The sequence below is a fragment of the Nocardia pseudobrasiliensis NBRC 108224 genome (assembly GCF_001613105.1).
GTDB classification, from domain to species: domain Bacteria; phylum Actinomycetota; class Actinomycetes; order Mycobacteriales; family Mycobacteriaceae; genus Nocardia; species Nocardia pseudobrasiliensis.
This window is the reverse complement of record NZ_BDBS01000053.1, coordinates 1-14,828: the sequence shown is the minus strand read 5'-3', so window position 1 is coordinate 14,828 and position 14,828 is coordinate 1. Positions and strand designations below refer to the sequence as shown.

Here is a 14,828-nt window from a genome sequence, read left to right as displayed (position 1 = left end):
GAACCGCCCGACTTGCTCATGTCGAACACAATGGCACAGGGCACCGACAAGAAACAGCCCGAAATCGGTGGGCCACACCGCGTCCTACCAGGCGGAATATTCCACTACGCAGATGTGCGGCCGGTGCCGTGCGCGGCGAAGGACCGCCGGTCCCCCGCCCACCCGTCCGACGGCACGATCCGCTCGAGCTCCGCCAGCTGCGCGGCACTCAACTCCACCGCCGCGGCGGCCGCGTTCTCCCGAATCCGCACCGCGCGGCGCGTACCCGGAATCGGCACCACATCCGACCCCCGCGCGAGCAGCCAGGCCAGCGCCAACTGTCCCGCCGAGATGTCCAGCCCCGCGGCGAATTCCCGCAGCGCCGTCACCTGTGCCAGATTATCGGCCAGATTCTCACCCTGGAAACGCGGATCATTGCGCCGGAAGTCGCTGGCGGCCACCGTATTCGCGTCCAGGGTCGCGGTGAGCAGCCCGCGCCCGAGCGGACTGTAGGGCACCAGTGCGATCCCGAGCTCCCGCGCGGCCGGGACCACATCGCGTTCCGGTTCCCGCCACAGCATCGACCATTCGAACTGCACGGCCGCGATCGGATGCACGGCCGCGGCCTGGACCAGCTGCTCCGGCGTCGCCTCCGAGATACCGAGATGACGGACCTTGCCCGCACTCACCAATTCGGCCATGGCCCCGATGGTTTCGGCCACCGGCACCTCGGGGTCCACTCGATGCAGGTAGTAGACATCGATGACATCGCGCTCGAGCCGGGCCAGCGACTCCTCGCAATACCGCCGCACATGTTCGGGCCGACCATCGAGCCCCACACCATCTTCCGTGCGCACGATCCCGAACTTCGTTGCCACCCGCACATTTTCGGGAGCATCCCGCAGCGCCCGCGCGAGCAACCGCTCGTTGTGACCACGCCCGTAACTCATCGCGGTATCGAAAAGCGTGATTCCCGAATCGAGCGCGACCCGAATCGCCGCCACCGACTCGTCATCGTCGACCGTGCCGTATCCCTGCGAAAAACCCATACACCCCAGTCCGACCGCGGATACGGCCGGACCGGCATTCCCGAGACTGCGTTGCTGCATGATCGACATCGTCGGCCACGAACGCCGATCCCGCCAATAATGTTTTCGATCGGATCCATCGGTGTACCAATGGATCCGGCGAACCTATTTGGCCGCGGGCGCGGGCGCGTCCTCATCGGCCGGACACGATTCGGCATGCGCGTGGGCCCACTTGTAGTCGGGCTTACCGGCCGGGGAGCGCTTGATCTCGTCGACGTACCAGAGCGTGCGGGGCAGCTTGTAGGAGGAGATCTCCTTGGTCAGCACGGGCCGCAGTTCCTCGAGAGTGGGACGCTTGTCGCCGCGGCACTGCACCACTGCGGCCACCCGATGACCCCAGCGCTCGTCGGGAACACCGATCACCAAGGCGTCGAACACATCCGGATGCGCCTTGAGCGCGCCCTCGACCTCCTCCGGATAGATCTTCTCGCCGCCGCTGTTGATACTCACCGAACCCCGGCCGAGCATGGTAACGGTACCGTCCTCCTCCACCCGCGCGTAGTCGCCGGGGATGGAGTAGCGAACTCCGTTGAACTCCTTGAACGTCGCGGCCGTCTTCACCGGGTCGTTGTAGTAGCCGAGCGGAATATTGCCCTTGCGGGCAAGGAAGCCGACCTGACCGGAACCGGGCACGACCGGATTGCCGTCGTCGTCGAGCACCTCGGTGGAGCCGTCGATCTTCACCCGCGGCCCGCCGGTATGCGTCGCACCCTTGGTGGCCACGGCCAGCCCGCCGAAGCCGGTCTCGGTGGCGCCGATCGTATCGATGATCAACGTGGTCGGCATCAGGTCGATGAACTCGTCCTTGAGCGCGGGCGAGAACAGCGCCGCACTGCTCGCGAACGACCACAGATTCGAATACTTGTACGGCTCACCGGTTTCCGGATTCCCGGCCTTCAGCGCGTCCAGCATGGGCCGCGCCATCGCATCACCCGTTATGAAGATCATGTTCACGCCGTGCCGGTCGATGGCCTGCCAGACGCCGTGCCCGCTGAACTCCGGCAGCATGATCGCCTTACCGCCGTCGAACAGGCTGTGGAACGTCGCGGTGAACGAACCACCGTGGATCATCGGGGGAATCGGGTAGCGCACCATCGGTGCGTTGCCCGCGCCCTTCTTGGCCTGCTCCCACTCGTCCTGGATGAATTCACCGTTGTAGAAGTTGATGCCGCCACCGAGGACCCGCCACCAGTCCTCCTGACGCCACATCACGCCCTTGGGCATACCGGTGGTGCCGCCGGTGTAGATCATGAGGATGTCGTCGGGCGAGCGATCGCCGAAATCCCGGTCGCCCGACGAGGCCGCCAGCGCCGCTTCGTATTCCGCCGAATCGGCCGCGGTCGGGAAGCGATCTTCGGTACCGTCGTCGATTACGACGACCGTCTTCAGCTTCGGGACCTTCGGGCGTACATTGGCGACCTTGTCGCTGTATCGACGCTCGTGAATCAGCGCGACCATATCCGAATTGTCGAAGATGTATTGCAACTCGTTCTCGACATATCGGTAGTTGATGTTGACCATTACCGCCCGCGCCTTGAAGATCGCCACCATGACCTCGACGGCCTCGATGGTGTTACGCGAGTACAGGCCGACCTTGTCACCCGGCTGCACACCCTGTTCCCGCAGGTAGTGCGCGAGTCGGTTGGCCCGGACCTCCAGCTGCGCGTAGGTGACCGAGCGGGTGTCGTCGGCCAGCGCGACACGATCCGGCACGAGGTCGATGGTGTGTTCGACAAGATCCGCTATGTTGTAGCTCACAGGTCAAAAATAGAACGTGTTCTCGGGACTGACAAGACTCAATTTACACCGTTTACGAATCCCATCAGACGAACATAACCGTTGACAGTCCGGGCCGGGGCGAAATCGTGAAAACATTTGCGCCCGAACGACGAATGCCCGCCTGGCATGCTGCCAGGCGGGCCGTAATCGGATCACCCCTAGGCTGTCACATATCGCTCACGTAGCTTGCGCTTGTACAGCTTCCCGTTCGGATCCCGCGGCAGCTCGTCCAGATAGTCGATGCTGCGGGGTAGTTTGTACTTCGCCAGACGGGATGCGGCGAATTCCATGAGCTCCCGGGTGAGTTCGTCGTCGGCCTCGACCCCCGCGGCCGGTTGGACGACCGCCTTGACCTCCTGGCCCCAATCCGGGTGCGGGATGCCGAAAACCGCGACGTCGGCGACCTTGGGGTGGGTGACGAGTTCGCTTTCGATCTCGGCGGGATAGATGTTCACGCCGCCGGACAGGATCAGGTCCGAGCGCCGATCGTGCAGGTAGAGATAGCCGTCCTCATCCATATGGCCGATGTCGCCGACGGTGAACAGCTCACCGACGCGGGCATCGTCGGTCTTGGCCTTGTCCTTGTGGTATTCGAAACTGGACGCGCCCATCTTCATGTAGACCTGGCCGATCTCGCCGGGCGGCACCTCCTCGCCGTCCTCGCCGAGCACCTTGACCACCGAATACGGCCACGCCTTGCCGACCGATCCGGGCTTGCGCAGCCATTCCGCGCCGGTGATCATCGTGCCGCCGCCCTCGGTCGCGGCGTAGTACTCGGTGACGACCGGACCCCACCACTCGAGCATCTTGCGCTTGGTCTCTTGCGGACACGGCGCGGCGCCGTGGATCATGCAGCGCAGCGACGAGACGTCGTACTTCGCGCGCACTTCTTCCGGCAGCGCGAGCAGTCGGTGGAACTGGGTCGGCACCACATGGCTGTGGGTCACCCGGTACTTATCGATCAGCCGCAGCATCTCCTCCGGATCCCACTTGTCCATCAGAACCACCTTGTGCCCCAGCTGAATCGAGATGGCCGAGTGGTTCAGCACCGCGGTGTGATAGAGCGGCGAACCGCAGATGTGCACATGATCGTCGTAGGGCTTCAGGCCGAACAGGCCGAAGTATCCGGTCGCCGCCTGGGCAACCACATCCGGATCCGCGCCGGTGAGCGGGCGGCGAACACCCTTGGGGCGACCGGTGGTTCCGGAGGTGTAGAGCATCGGCGCGCCCGTGGTGCGGATGTCGGGACGACCGGTTTCGCCCGCGCCCAGTTCGGCCAGCGGATTGAAACTCTCGACCGTGCCAACCGAATAGCGGTCCGCGGCGGGCACTTTCGCCTCATCCGCCGCGATCCGGGCGGCCTCGGCGAAGCGCTCGTCGGCGATGAACACCTTGGCCTCGCTGTTGTCGAGGATGTAGGCGACCTCCGGCCCGGTCAGATGCCAGTTCACCGCGACGATGTACAGCCCCGACTCGAAGGCCGCGAAGTACACCGCCAGCGCCTCGGCGCAGTTGTGCACCATCGACACCAGCACATCGCCGGGCCGTAAGCCCTTGGCCTGCAACCCCCTTGCGATGCGATCGGCCTGTCCGGCCAATTCTCCGTAGCTGACCTCCTGACCCGATGGATCGACGACCGCGATCCGTTCGGGTTCAGTGGCAGCGATATTCCACAGTCCCAGCTGTTGCGCCGGCTCCATCGAAGTCACCCTTTCGAATCTAGAACGCGTTCTACATCTGAACAAGGGGGGCGAGCTGCCGCAACTGCTCGACCGAGTGAGCGGACACCAGCAGCTGGGTGACGCCCGCCTTCTCCCACACCCGCAGCTGCGAGCGGACCTGCGCCCGATCGCCGATGATCGCGGTGTCGAGAATCAGTTCGTCCGGCACCGCCGCGGCGGCCTTGTCCTTGCGACCGGTCCGGAACAGCCGGGTGATCTCGTCGACCACCTCGCCGTAGCCCATGCGCCGATACACCTGCGCGTGGAAGTTGAGCTCCTCCGCGCCCATGCCGCCGATGTAGAGCGCCATCACCGGCTTCATCCGATCGAGTTCACCGCGGGCGTCGTCGGTGATCACGACCTGACAGCTCGCGGCGATCTCGAAATCCGCCCGCGAACGCCGAGCGCCCGGTCGGGCGAACCCCTCGTCGAGCCATTCGTCGTACATCCCGGCAAGTCTCGGCGTGTAGTAGATCGCCAGCCAGCCGTCGGCGATCTCGGCGGTCAGAGCTACGTTCTTGGGGCCCTCGGCACCCAGCCAAATCGGAATATCCGCACGTCGGGGATGGGTTATCGGCTTGAGCGGCTTACCGAGTCCGGTCGAGCCCGGTCCGTTGTACGGCAGCGGATAGTGCGGTCCGGCGCTGGTGACCTTGCCCTCGCGGGCCAGTACCTGCCGGACGATGTCGACGTACTCGCGGGTCCGCTGCAACGGCTTGGCGAACGGCTGCCCGTACCAGCCCTCGACCACCTGCGGACCCGAAACACCCAGGCCCAGAACCGCCCGGCCCGCGCTGAGATGGTCCAGGGTCAGCGCGGCCATCGCGGTCGCGGTGGGCGTGCGCGCCGACAGCTGCACGACCGAGGTGCCCAACCGCACCCGCCGGGTCGCCGAACCCCACCACGCCAGCGGGGTGAACGCGTCCGAACCCCAGGATTCGGCGGTGAACACCCCGTCGAAGCCGATCTCCTCGGCCGCGGCCACGAGTTCCGGCACATTGGCGGGCGGCCGCGCACCCCAATAGCCGAGCTGCAATCCGAATCTCATTCGCTGTCCTCCGCCCATCTCCGACGTCCGGCGGACTGCCGGACGGTACGGTCTCTTGCCACCAGAATAAGAACCTGTTCTACTCGATATCGTGACTCAGGGAAACACCATGACCGGCACAATTCCCGATGTACTCGCCGCGGAACTGCGCATGAAGTTCGATTACACCCGCTCGGTCGGACCGACCATCGGTCGCTTCCTCACCGGGCTGCGGGCCGGGCGCATCGTCGGAATACGCGGCTCGGATGGGCGGGTGCTGGTGCCACCGGCCGAATTCGATCCGCAGACCTCCGAACGGCTCACCGAATTCGTCGATGTCGCCGACGTCGGCACGGTGCGTACGTGGTCCTGGGTGCGAGATCCACTGCCGGGCCAGCCCTTCGACCGCCCGTTCGCCTGGGCGCTGATCGAACTCGACGGCGCCGACACCGGCCTGCTGCACGCGGTCGACGTGGCATCCCCCGACGATATCCACACCGGAATGCGCGTGCGGGCCCGCTGGGCGACCGAGCGCACCGGAACCATTCACGACATCGCCTGCTTCGAGCCGGGCGAAACCTCCGCGGCCCCGGCCGAATCCGAACCCGGCGAGCCCGTGACCGGCATCGTCACACCGATCGACCTGCGCTACAAGCACACCGCCGCACCGCAGGAGACGGTTTTCCTGCGGGCCATCGCCGAGGGTCGGCTGCTGGGCGCCCGCGCCGCCGACGGCAAGGTCTATTTCCCGCCGCGTGGCGCGGATCCGCGCACCGGCGAGCCGACCGAGGACTATGTCGACCTGGCCGATACCGGCATCGTCACCACCTACTGCATCGTGAACGTGCCGTTCCAGGGCCAGCGCATCAAGCCGCCGTATGTGGCCGCCTACGTGCTGCTCGACGGCGCGGACATTCCGTTCCTGCATCTGGTGCTGGGCTGCGAGCCGAGCGAAGTGCGAATGGGTATGCGGGTCAAGGCCGTATGGAAGCCGCGCTCGGAGTGGACCTACGACGGCTTGGACAATGTGGCGCATTTCGAGCCCACCGGCGAGCCCGACGCCGACTACGACACCTACGCGCACCACCTCTAGAGAGGCGCTGAAATACCTTGAGCGACAACATAACCGATATCGCGGTGGTGGGCTTCGCGCACGCACCGCACGTACCGGAGACCTACGGCACCACCAACGGCGTCGAGATGCTGGCCCCGTGTTTCCGGCAGCTGTACGACAAGCTCGGCATCGGCGTGTCCGATATCGACTTCTGGTGCTCCGGCTCATCGGATTATCTTGCCGGGCGCGCGTTTTCGTTCATCTCGGCGATCGATTCTATCGGCGCGGTGCCGCCGATCAACGAATCGCATGTGGAGATGGACGCGGCCTGGGCGCTGTACGAGGCGTATGTGAAAATCCGCTCCGGACAAGCGAAGACGGCCCTGGTGTACGGCTTCGGCAAGTCCTCGGCGGGCACGCTGCGGCAGGTGCTCACCATGCAGACCGATCCCTATCTGGTCGCGCCGCTGTGGCCGGACGCCGTATCCATCGCCGGACTGCAGGCTCGCGCCGGACTCGATGCCGGAACCTGGACCGAGCGCGATCTGGCCGCGGTCACCGCGACCGATGAGGCCGAACTCGAAAAGCGCTTGGCCGCACCATATGTCGCCGATCCGCTGCGCGCGCACGATATCGCGCCCATTACCGACGGCGCGGCGGCCATCGTGCTCGCGGCCGGTGATCGGGCCCGCGAGCTGTGCGAGAATCCGGCCTGGCTGACCGGCATCGCCCATCGCATCGATACCCCGGTGCTCGGCGCTCGCGATCTGACCACCTCGCCGTCGGCCGCGTCGGCCGCGCGCGATGTCACCGGCGGCGATGCGAGCGGATTCGATATCGCCGAACTGCACGCCCAGTACAGCCACGAGCAGCTGATCCTGAAGCAGGCCATCGGTCTGGGCGCGAACACCCGAATCAACCCGTCGGGCGGCGCATTGGCGGGCAACCCCATGTTCGCCGCGGGCCTGGAGCGAATCGGCTTCGCCGCCACCGAAATCATGAACGGCAATGCGCGGCGCGCCCTCGCCCATGCGGCGAGCGGCCCGGCGCTGCAGCAGAACCTGGTAGCGACATTGGAGGCGCGATGAGCAACCCCACCGCGGTGCTCGGCACCGGACAAACCCATCACGTGACGAAACGATCCGACGTCTCGATGGCCGGGATGGTTCGCGAGGCGATCGATCGTGCGCTCGAGGATGCCGAGCTGCGGATGACCGATATCGATGCGGTCGTCGTCGGCAAGGCGCCGGATCTGTTCGAGGGCTCGATGATGCCCGAGCTGTTCCTCGCCGATGCCCTGGGCGCGAGCGGCAAACCGCTGCTGCGCGTGCACACCGCGGGTTCGGTCGGCGGTTCGACCGGCTGCGTGGCGGCCAATCAGGTGCAGGCGGGCGTGCACGGCAAGGTGCTCGCGGTGGCGTGGGAGAAGCAGTCGGAATCCAATGCCATGTGGGCACTGTCGAATCCGGTGCCGTTCACCAAGCCGGTCGGCGCGGGCGCGGGCGGCTACTTCGCCCCGCACGTGCGCGCCTACATCCGCCGCGCCAACGCGCCGCTGCATATCGGCGCCATGGTCGCGGTGAAGGATCGCCGCAACGGCGCGCGAAATCCGCTGGCCCACTTGCAGCAGGCCGATATCACCATGGAATCGGTGTTGGCCTCCCAAATGCTCTGGGACCCGATCCGTTTCGACGAGACCTGCCCCTCCTCCGACGGCGCCTGTGCGATCGTGCTCGGCGACGAGTCGGCCGCGAAGGCCGTGGAATCGGCGGGCCGCAAGGTCGCCTGGGTGCACGGCACCGCGATGCGCACCGAACCGCTCGCCTACGCCGGACGCGATCAGGTCAGCCCGCAGGCGGGCCGCGACGCCGCCGCGGCGCTGTGGCGGCAGGCCGGGATCACCAATCCGCTCGAGGAGATCGACGCGGCCGAAATCTATGTTCCCTTCTCCTGGTTCGAGCCCATGTGGCTCGAGAACCTCGGCTTCATGCCCGAGGGCGAGGGATGGAAGCTCACCGACGCGCGCGAGACCGAGATCGGAGGCAAGCTGCCGGTCAATCCGTCCGGCGGCGTGCTCAGCTCCAACCCGATCGGCGCCTCGGGCCTGATCCGATTCGCCGAGGCGGCCAAGCAGGTGATGGGCCGGGCAGGTGCGTATCAGGTCGACGGTGCGCGCAAGGCGTTCGGTCACGCATACGGCGGCGGCTCACAATACTTCTCCATGTGGGTGGTCGGTAGCGAACAGCCGTAGTTTCAGACGGAATCGACTGAGGGAACCCGCAATTCGAATTCGCCGCCGACATTGATGGAAAATTCAAGCACATTTGCAAAATCATCAGCAAACTCATTCGAGGCCGCCATGACTACCACCACCGAACATCCCGCACGACTGGCCGGGGCCGCATCACAAGCCGCGGTGCGCGCCCGCGACAAGGAGGCCTGGCTCGACCTGTTCGCGGCCGACGGCATCGTCGAGGATCCGATCGGACCCTCGGTCTTCGATCCGGAGGGGCGCGGCCACCGCGGCCGCGAGGCCATCGCGGCGTTCTGGGACAGGGCGATCGCGCAGACCGAATCCATCGAGTTCATATTCACCGACTCCTTCGCCTGCGGTAACGAGATCGCCTTCACCGGCCTCATCCGCACGCGGATGGGTGGACATGTCATCGATGCCGAGGGCGTGTTCACCTATCGGGTCGACGAGCAGGGCAAGATCGCCGCGCTGCGGGCGTTCTGGGAGACCAATCGGGCCATGAAGACGATGAGGAAGGCCTAGGTACCAACGCCGAAGGGCGGGCACCGGATCGGTGCCCGCCCTTCGGATGTCGCGGCTAGGAGCCGGTCTTGTAGTCGACCGGGAACTCCTTGATCCCGTTGAGCCAGCCCGAGGGCAGCCGCCGCGGATCGCCGATTCGGGTGATGTCGGGCAGGTGATCGGCGATCGCGTTGAAGATCAAATCAATCTCCAGCCGAGCCAGATTCGCGCCGATACAGAAGTGTGCACCGGTACCGCCGAATGAGAGATGCGGATTCGGATCGCGCAAAATGTCGAATTTGTACGGATTTTCGAAGACATCCTCGTCGAAGTTGGCCGAGCGGTACACCATCAGCACCCGCTGACCCTTCTTGATCTGCTGCCCGCCGATTTCCACATCCTCGAGCGCGGTCCGCTGGAACGAGCTCACCGGGGTGGCCCAGCGAATGATCTCATCGGCCGCGGTCGCTGGACGCTCGCGCTTGTAGAGTTCCCACTGTTCCGGATTCTCCAGGAACGCGATCATGCCGTGGCTGATGGCATTTCGGGTGGTCTCATTGCCCGCCACCGCCAGCAGGATCACGAAGAAGCCGAACTCCTCCGAGGTCAGCGCCTCGCCGTCGATATCGGCATTGACCAGTTCGGTCACGATATCGCTGGCCGGTGATCCCTTGCGCGCCTCGGCCATCTGGTACGCATAACCGAGGATCTCCATCGAGGAGGCCAGCGGGTCGATGTCGACCATATCCGGATCGTCGTAGCCGGTCATCTCGTTGGACCAGCGGAAGACCTTCATTCGGTCCTCCTGCGGGATGCCGATCAGCTCGGCGATGGCCTGTAGCGGCAGTTCACAGGCCACCTGGGTGACGAAGTCGCCGGAGCCCGCGGCCGCGGCGGCCTCGACGATCGAGCGAGCCCGGGCCGACAGTTCGTCGCGCAGGCTGTTGATCGCGCGCGGGGTGAAGCCCTTCGAGATGAGCTTGCGCAGTTTGGTGTGTTCGGGGGCGTCCTTGTTCAGGATCACCAGGCGCTGCATCTCGATGTTCTCGCGCGAGATGTCGTCGTTGAACCGCGGGATGGCGGTGTTCTCGAAACTGGAGAACACCTCGCTGCGCCGCGAGATCTCCTTGACGTCGGCATGTTTGGTCACCACCCAGAAGCCGTCGTCCTGAAAGCCGCCGACCTCCGGCGATTTGGGGTTCCACCAGATCGGCGCGGTCCGGCGCAGCTCGGCGAGCTCCTCGACCGGGACCCGCCGCCCCCACAGCTCCGGATCGGTCACATCGAATCCGTCCGGAAGTTGGGGCTCGCTGCGAGTGTCTACCACCAGCTGTCTCCTTCGACCACTGAACACGTCCTCGAACGCATACTGGAACACGTTCTACCTTCATTGCAACATAGGTGGTATCACTAGTAAAGAAGCCGTCTCAGGCAGTCTCAGAACATAGAGAACTTGTTTCATTTCTTGGTCGGAAGGATGGACCATGGGCACTCCCGTCATCGTCGAGGCCGCGCGCACCCCGATCGGCAAGCGCGGCGGCTGGCTGGCCGGCCTGCACGCCGCCGAGATCCTGGGGGCCGCGCAGCGCGGCGTCCTCGAGCGCGCGCATCTCGACCCAGCCCTGGTGGAGCAGGTGGTCGGCGGCTGCGTCACCCAGGCCGGGGAACAGTCCAACAACGTCACCCGCACGGCGTGGCTGCACGCCGGACTGCCCTGGCAGGTCGGCGCCACCACTATCGACGCGCAGTGCGGTTCGGCGCAGCAGGCCAATCATCTGATCGCCGGGCTGATCGCGGCCGGGGCCATCGAGGTCGGAATCGCCTGCGGCGTCGAGGCGATGAGCCATGTGCCGCTGGGTGCGAACGTCGGCGAGAACGCCGGTCCGCGGCGGCCCGCGAGCTGGGATATCGACCTGCCCAACCAGTTCGAGGCGGCGGAGCGAATTGCCAAGCGGCGCGGGATCACCCGTGACGATATCGACGAATTCGGCGCGCGCTCACAGCGTCTGGCCGCACAGGCCTGGGCCGAGGGCCGTTTCGACCGCGAGGTGCTGACCGTCACCGCGCCACAGGTGGATAAAGAGGGCAAATCGACCGGCGAGAAGCTCGACGTCAATCGCGATCAGGGCCTGCGCGAAACCACGCGCGAGGGCCTGGCGAAGTTGAAGCCGGTACTCGAGGGCGGCATCCACACCGCGGGCACGTCCTCGCAGATCTCCGACGGGGCCGCCGCGGTACTGCTGATGGATTCCGAGGCGGCCGCCCGGGCCGGACTGCGGCCGCGGGCCCGAATCGTGGCGCAGTGCCTGGTCGGTTCGGAGCCGGAGTTCCATCTGGACGGACCGGTTCAGGCGTGCACCCGACTGCTGGAACGTTCGGGCATGAGCATGTCCGATATCGATCGGTTCGAGATCAATGAGGCCTTCGCGTCGGTGCCGCTGTCGTGGGCGTCGGTGCACAAGCCCGATCTGGATCGCGTGAATGTCAACGGTGGCGCGATCGCGCTGGGCCATCCGGTCGGCAGCACCGGATCCCGGCTCCTCACAACCGCTTTGCACGAACTCGAGCGTTCGGATTCCTCGATCGCAATGGTCCTCATGTGCGCCGGTGGCGCACTTGCGACCGGCACGATCATCGAACGACTGTGAATACCAGCGTTTTCGGCCCGAGTTGAACGTTCATCTCTGAGACCGGCGAACGTGGCGTACACCACACAAAGCGCGGTACAGACAGGAACATGAGACGTCAGCTATCTTACGGTTATCGCCAGCCCGTCGAACAAGACGCTTTCGACGGGCCAGAACCGCTCTGCGCCAGCGCTTCCCAACAACCGGTGCGGTGGCCCGCAAACGTACCGGCCATCTTCCGTTCCCGAACCGGGCGCCTGGAAGCTTCAAGGAAATCACGAATCAGGCGTAGGTTTTCAGTTACTTAGCCGCTAATATCAATGATACGTATCCGAGATAACGACTGTTAGTACAGCGAAGGGAATTGGGCGGCTCACAATGGCTGATTTCGCGGCGCGGCTGAACAAGCTGTTCGAAACCGTGCATCCCCCGGGGCGTAAGCCGCATACCAACGCGGAGGTGGCTGCCGCGTTGACGGCAGCTGGGCATCCGATCTCGAAACCGTACCTCTCGCAGTTGCGGTCGGGACAACGGACGAACCCGTCCGATGAGACGGTGGCTGCGCTGGCGAAGTTCTTCAAGGTCAAACCGGACTACTTCTTCAACGACATCTATGCCGCCAAGATCGACCACGATCTTGAGCTTCTGTCGCAGCTGCAGGGCTATGGGCTGCGGCGCTTGTCGAGTAGGGCGTTCAACCTCTCCGAAGAGTCACAGAACCTGCTGACCTCGATGGCCGAGAAGCTACGAGCAAGCGAGGGTCTGCCCGAGATTCCACCGGACGGCACGGAATAGGAAGTACCCCAAGGCAACACAGTGCGGCCTCTCGGAACCGCACTGTGTTTGTTTTAAGGTTTGGACCGAAGCGTGGGGCCGCTTCGGTCCGCTTCCATGTCCGGATGTGACCTACAACTCCATACCGGGCGGTTGGGCGAATTCTCGGCGTCCTGTGACGTCAACGACTATGGGTGGCCGGATGCCGGTCGGCGCCACTGTCTTCGAAGGCCCGCGCGATCGCCTGGACCCAGCCGCGCGGACTCAATCCCTCGGGCGGAGCGATCCACCGCGCGTCGACGATCACATCGCCGAGCGGATTGCGGGCCCAGCGGGCGACCCGATCCGCGCGCTCGACTACCGAGGCGGGCGGCGACCCCGCGGCGGCGAGTTCGACACCGCCGCCGGACTGCAGATACAACGCGTCCATGATCTGCGCGACCTGATCCGAGGCCTTGAGCTGAGTGGCCGAACCGGTCTGATCGTGCGCCACTACCTCCGGGAAGCGTTTGGTCATCACCCGGTGCAGCAGTCGAATCTGCCGCAGCAGCAGTCGAGCTCGCGCCCACAGCTCGATCACGATCCATACCGCGCCGATCGCGATCAGCAGGCTCGCCACCTGCCAGGCCGGCCAGAACCAGCCCGGCTCCCCCGGCCGTGCCGCGGGCTGTTCGACGATCAGACGCCGAATCGACAGCACCGAGAGCAATCCGACCAGGATGGTTCCCGAGGTGTAGAGCGCGATTCCGCGGCCCAGGGCGGTCCAGTCCAGATTCCGAAGTCCGGTCACCGCGATGAACACGCAGCCGAGCAGTACGGCCACCCAGCCCAGCGTCGTGGACCACGCGAGGGTCGCGGCCACGACGATCAGTCCGGCCGCGTAGATCATCGCCGCGATCTGACGCAGATTGCGGCGCGACACCACCGGCCAGGCCGCCGCCGCGACCACCGAGGTGGCCACCACGAACAGCAGCCACGCGGCCGTCTGCGCCTTGTCGGCCAGCGCCTGGCCCCGAATCCCGTGCGGCATGGTGTGATCCAGCGCGACCCCGACCTCCGGAATGGCGATCGTGGCCGCGGCCGCGACGGCGGCGACGGCCACCACGATCGCGACCCGGGCGGTCGTGGCGGGCTTGACCAGTACGCGTCCGACACGCGCACCGGCCGCCACCCAGATCAGCAGGGCAGTCAACCAGAACGTCATGCTGTGCCCTCCATGTCGGCGCTCCCCTTCGGATCGCTCATCCGAGTGCCTCGTCGAATCGCAGCACCGAGACGCCCGCGCCCCGGTTGTTGAAAACTCGCAGCCTGGTCATCAGCATGTTCGCGAAAGTCTCTGCCTCCCACTCGCATTGATCGTCCTCGCCGTCGTCGACGATCTGCTGATGCGCGCGCTGGCTCAGCATGTAGGCGATGAGATCGTCGCTGGCCTCGAGGGTGACCTCGGCGGCCGGCTCGCCCGGATGGTCGAAGACGATATGGCCCAGTTCGTGTGCGAGCGTGTGCTCGCGGCTGGGCAGCGCCGAGGCGATCACGATCACGTCCTTCTCCGGGAAGCTGCGGCGCTGGCCGCACACACCCGGCCCGAGATGGGCGCTGGCGATCTCGATGGGGCGGCGGCGCTCGGCCGAAATCGCCTGCACCACTTCGTCGAGCGTGGTGGCGTCGAAATCGGCGGCCACCGCGCAGACCGCGTCCACGGCGGCGGCGACGCGGCGGTAGGAGCGACTACTCTGGGCACGGCTCTCGGTCATCTCGTCACCCCCTATGCCCTCGGTCCGAAGAACTCCGCGCGCGCGGCATCGATACGCGCCTGCGCGGCCGAGGCGCTCTGGAAGCTCACCGCGCCGGATGCGGCCGCCGCCAACGCCATTGCGGCCAATCCACCGGCCAGGGTCAGCACCTTCACCGGCGGCAACGGACTACTGGCCGAGGTCGGCTGCACGGCCGGATTGGGCGGCTGCGCGATCACGGGTGGCGGTGGCGGCGGCGCGGGTGGAGCCGGGGGCGCGGGTGGCGCGGGC

The 14,828-nt window shown here is 65.8% G+C and carries 13 protein-coding genes and 1 pseudogene; 6 read left to right on the top strand and 8 right to left on the bottom strand.

Annotated elements, in window-relative coordinates:
• Positions 1–104: 104 nt before the first annotated feature.
• The 4 genes from NP4_RS33685 to NP4_RS33670 all read right to left on the bottom strand — a co-directional run bounded on the left by NP4_RS33685 (position 105) and on the right by NP4_RS33670 (position 5,615).
• Positions 105–1,088: an aldo/keto reductase gene (locus NP4_RS33685; RefSeq protein ID WP_174556200.1), complete on the bottom strand. Its 984-nt coding sequence runs from the start codon at positions 1,086–1,088 to the stop codon at positions 105–107.
• Between the two features lie 84 nt (positions 1,089–1,172).
• The gene (locus tag NP4_RS33680; protein WP_068006565.1) at positions 1,173–2,825 is read right to left on the bottom strand and encodes an acyl-CoA synthetase; all 1,653 of its coding nucleotides are present in this window, start codon (positions 2,823–2,825) and stop codon (positions 1,173–1,175) included.
• A 179-nt stretch (positions 2,826–3,004) separates the two neighbouring features.
• Positions 3,005–4,546 carry an acyl-CoA synthetase gene (locus NP4_RS33675; protein WP_068006564.1) on the bottom strand — a complete coding sequence of 514 codons (1,542 nt, stop codon included), beginning with the start codon at positions 4,544–4,546 and terminating at the stop codon, positions 3,005–3,007.
• A gap of 31 nt (positions 4,547–4,577) precedes the next feature.
• Positions 4,578–5,615, bottom strand: a complete 1,038-nt coding sequence (locus NP4_RS33670; RefSeq protein WP_068006563.1) for an LLM class F420-dependent oxidoreductase — start codon at positions 5,613–5,615, stop codon at positions 4,578–4,580.
• 109 nt (positions 5,616–5,724) lie between these two features.
• On the opposite strand from NP4_RS33670, the gene NP4_RS33665 reads away from it, so the two are divergent.
• The 4 genes from NP4_RS33665 to NP4_RS33650 all read left to right on the top strand — a co-directional run bounded on the left by NP4_RS33665 (position 5,725) and on the right by NP4_RS33650 (position 9,424).
• Complete coding sequence (locus tag NP4_RS33665; RefSeq protein ID WP_068006562.1) at positions 5,725–6,687, top strand: Zn-ribbon domain-containing OB-fold protein; 963 nt, start codon at positions 5,725–5,727, stop codon at positions 6,685–6,687.
• A gap of 29 nt (positions 6,688–6,716) precedes the next feature.
• Positions 6,717–7,736: a thiolase family protein gene (locus NP4_RS33660; RefSeq protein WP_068006648.1), complete on the top strand. Its 1,020-nt coding sequence runs from the start codon at positions 6,717–6,719 to the stop codon at positions 7,734–7,736.
• Positions 7,733–8,899, top strand: coding sequence for a thiolase family protein (locus NP4_RS33655; protein WP_068006561.1), 1,167 nt, complete (start codon positions 7,733–7,735; stop codon positions 8,897–8,899). The genes NP4_RS33660 and NP4_RS33655 overlap by 4 nt, the downstream gene beginning before the upstream one ends.
• A gap of 108 nt (positions 8,900–9,007) precedes the next feature.
• Positions 9,008–9,424, top strand: coding sequence for a nuclear transport factor 2 family protein (locus NP4_RS33650; RefSeq protein WP_068006560.1), 417 nt, complete (start codon positions 9,008–9,010; stop codon positions 9,422–9,424).
• A gap of 55 nt (positions 9,425–9,479) precedes the next feature.
• Here the strand turns inward: NP4_RS33650 and NP4_RS33645 are convergent, their stop codons facing one another.
• Positions 9,480–10,730 carry a cytochrome P450 gene (locus NP4_RS33645; RefSeq protein WP_068006559.1) on the bottom strand — a complete coding sequence of 417 codons (1,251 nt, stop codon included), beginning with the start codon at positions 10,728–10,730 and terminating at the stop codon, positions 9,480–9,482.
• Positions 10,731–10,887: 157 nt separating this feature from the next.
• Here NP4_RS33645 and NP4_RS33640 point away from each other — a divergent pair, with 157 nt between their 5' ends.
• Positions 10,888–12,051, top strand: a complete 1,164-nt coding sequence (locus NP4_RS33640; RefSeq protein WP_068006556.1) for a steroid 3-ketoacyl-CoA thiolase — start codon at positions 10,888–10,890, stop codon at positions 12,049–12,051.
• Positions 12,052–12,408: 357 nt separating this feature from the next.
• The gene (locus NP4_RS33635) at positions 12,409–12,825 is read left to right on the top strand and encodes a helix-turn-helix domain-containing protein (protein ID WP_068006554.1); all 417 of its coding nucleotides are present in this window, start codon (positions 12,409–12,411) and stop codon (positions 12,823–12,825) included.
• 160 nt (positions 12,826–12,985) lie between these two features.
• Here the strand turns inward: NP4_RS33635 and NP4_RS33630 are convergent, their stop codons facing one another.
• The 3 genes and pseudogenes from NP4_RS33630 to NP4_RS41820 form a co-directional block, all read right to left on the bottom strand.
• Positions 12,986–14,008 (bottom strand): hypothetical protein, encoded by a 1,023-nt coding sequence (locus NP4_RS33630; protein ID WP_068006552.1) that lies wholly within the window; start codon positions 14,006–14,008, stop codon positions 12,986–12,988.
• A gap of 37 nt (positions 14,009–14,045) precedes the next feature.
• On the bottom strand, positions 14,046–14,558 hold the full coding sequence (locus tag NP4_RS33625) for an ImmA/IrrE family metallo-endopeptidase (protein WP_062508870.1): 513 nt from the start codon (positions 14,556–14,558) through the stop codon (positions 14,046–14,048).
• Between the two features lie 11 nt (positions 14,559–14,569).
• A pseudogene (locus tag NP4_RS41820) lies at positions 14,570–14,828 on the bottom strand (cell surface protein); the annotation flags it as partial.

Excerpts from the sequence above, each read along its gene's own strand:
- NP4_RS33675 (WP_068006564.1), bottom strand. The coding sequence starts at position 4,546 with ATGGAGCCGGCGCAACAGCTGGGACTGTGGAATATCGCTGCCACTGAA.
- NP4_RS33665 (WP_068006562.1), top strand. The coding sequence starts at position 5,725 with ATGACCGGCACAATTCCCGATGTACTCGCCGCGGAACTGCGCATGAAG.
- NP4_RS33685 (WP_174556200.1), bottom strand. The coding sequence starts at position 1,088 with ATGCAGCAACGCAGTCTCGGGAATGCCGGTCCGGCCGTATCCGCGGTC.
- NP4_RS33640 (WP_068006556.1), top strand. The coding sequence starts at position 10,888 with ATGGGCACTCCCGTCATCGTCGAGGCCGCGCGCACCCCGATCGGCAAG.
- NP4_RS33655 (WP_068006561.1), top strand. The coding sequence starts at position 7,733 with ATGAGCAACCCCACCGCGGTGCTCGGCACCGGACAAACCCATCACGTG.
- NP4_RS33630 (WP_068006552.1), bottom strand. The coding sequence starts at position 14,008 with ATGACGTTCTGGTTGACTGCCCTGCTGATCTGGGTGGCGGCCGGTGCG.
- NP4_RS33635 (WP_068006554.1), top strand. The coding sequence starts at position 12,409 with ATGGCTGATTTCGCGGCGCGGCTGAACAAGCTGTTCGAAACCGTGCAT.
- NP4_RS33670 (WP_068006563.1), bottom strand. The coding sequence starts at position 5,615 with ATGAGATTCGGATTGCAGCTCGGCTATTGGGGTGCGCGGCCGCCCGCC.
- NP4_RS33625 (WP_062508870.1), bottom strand. The coding sequence starts at position 14,558 with ATGACCGAGAGCCGTGCCCAGAGTAGTCGCTCCTACCGCCGCGTCGCC.
- NP4_RS33650 (WP_068006560.1), top strand. The coding sequence starts at position 9,008 with ATGACTACCACCACCGAACATCCCGCACGACTGGCCGGGGCCGCATCA.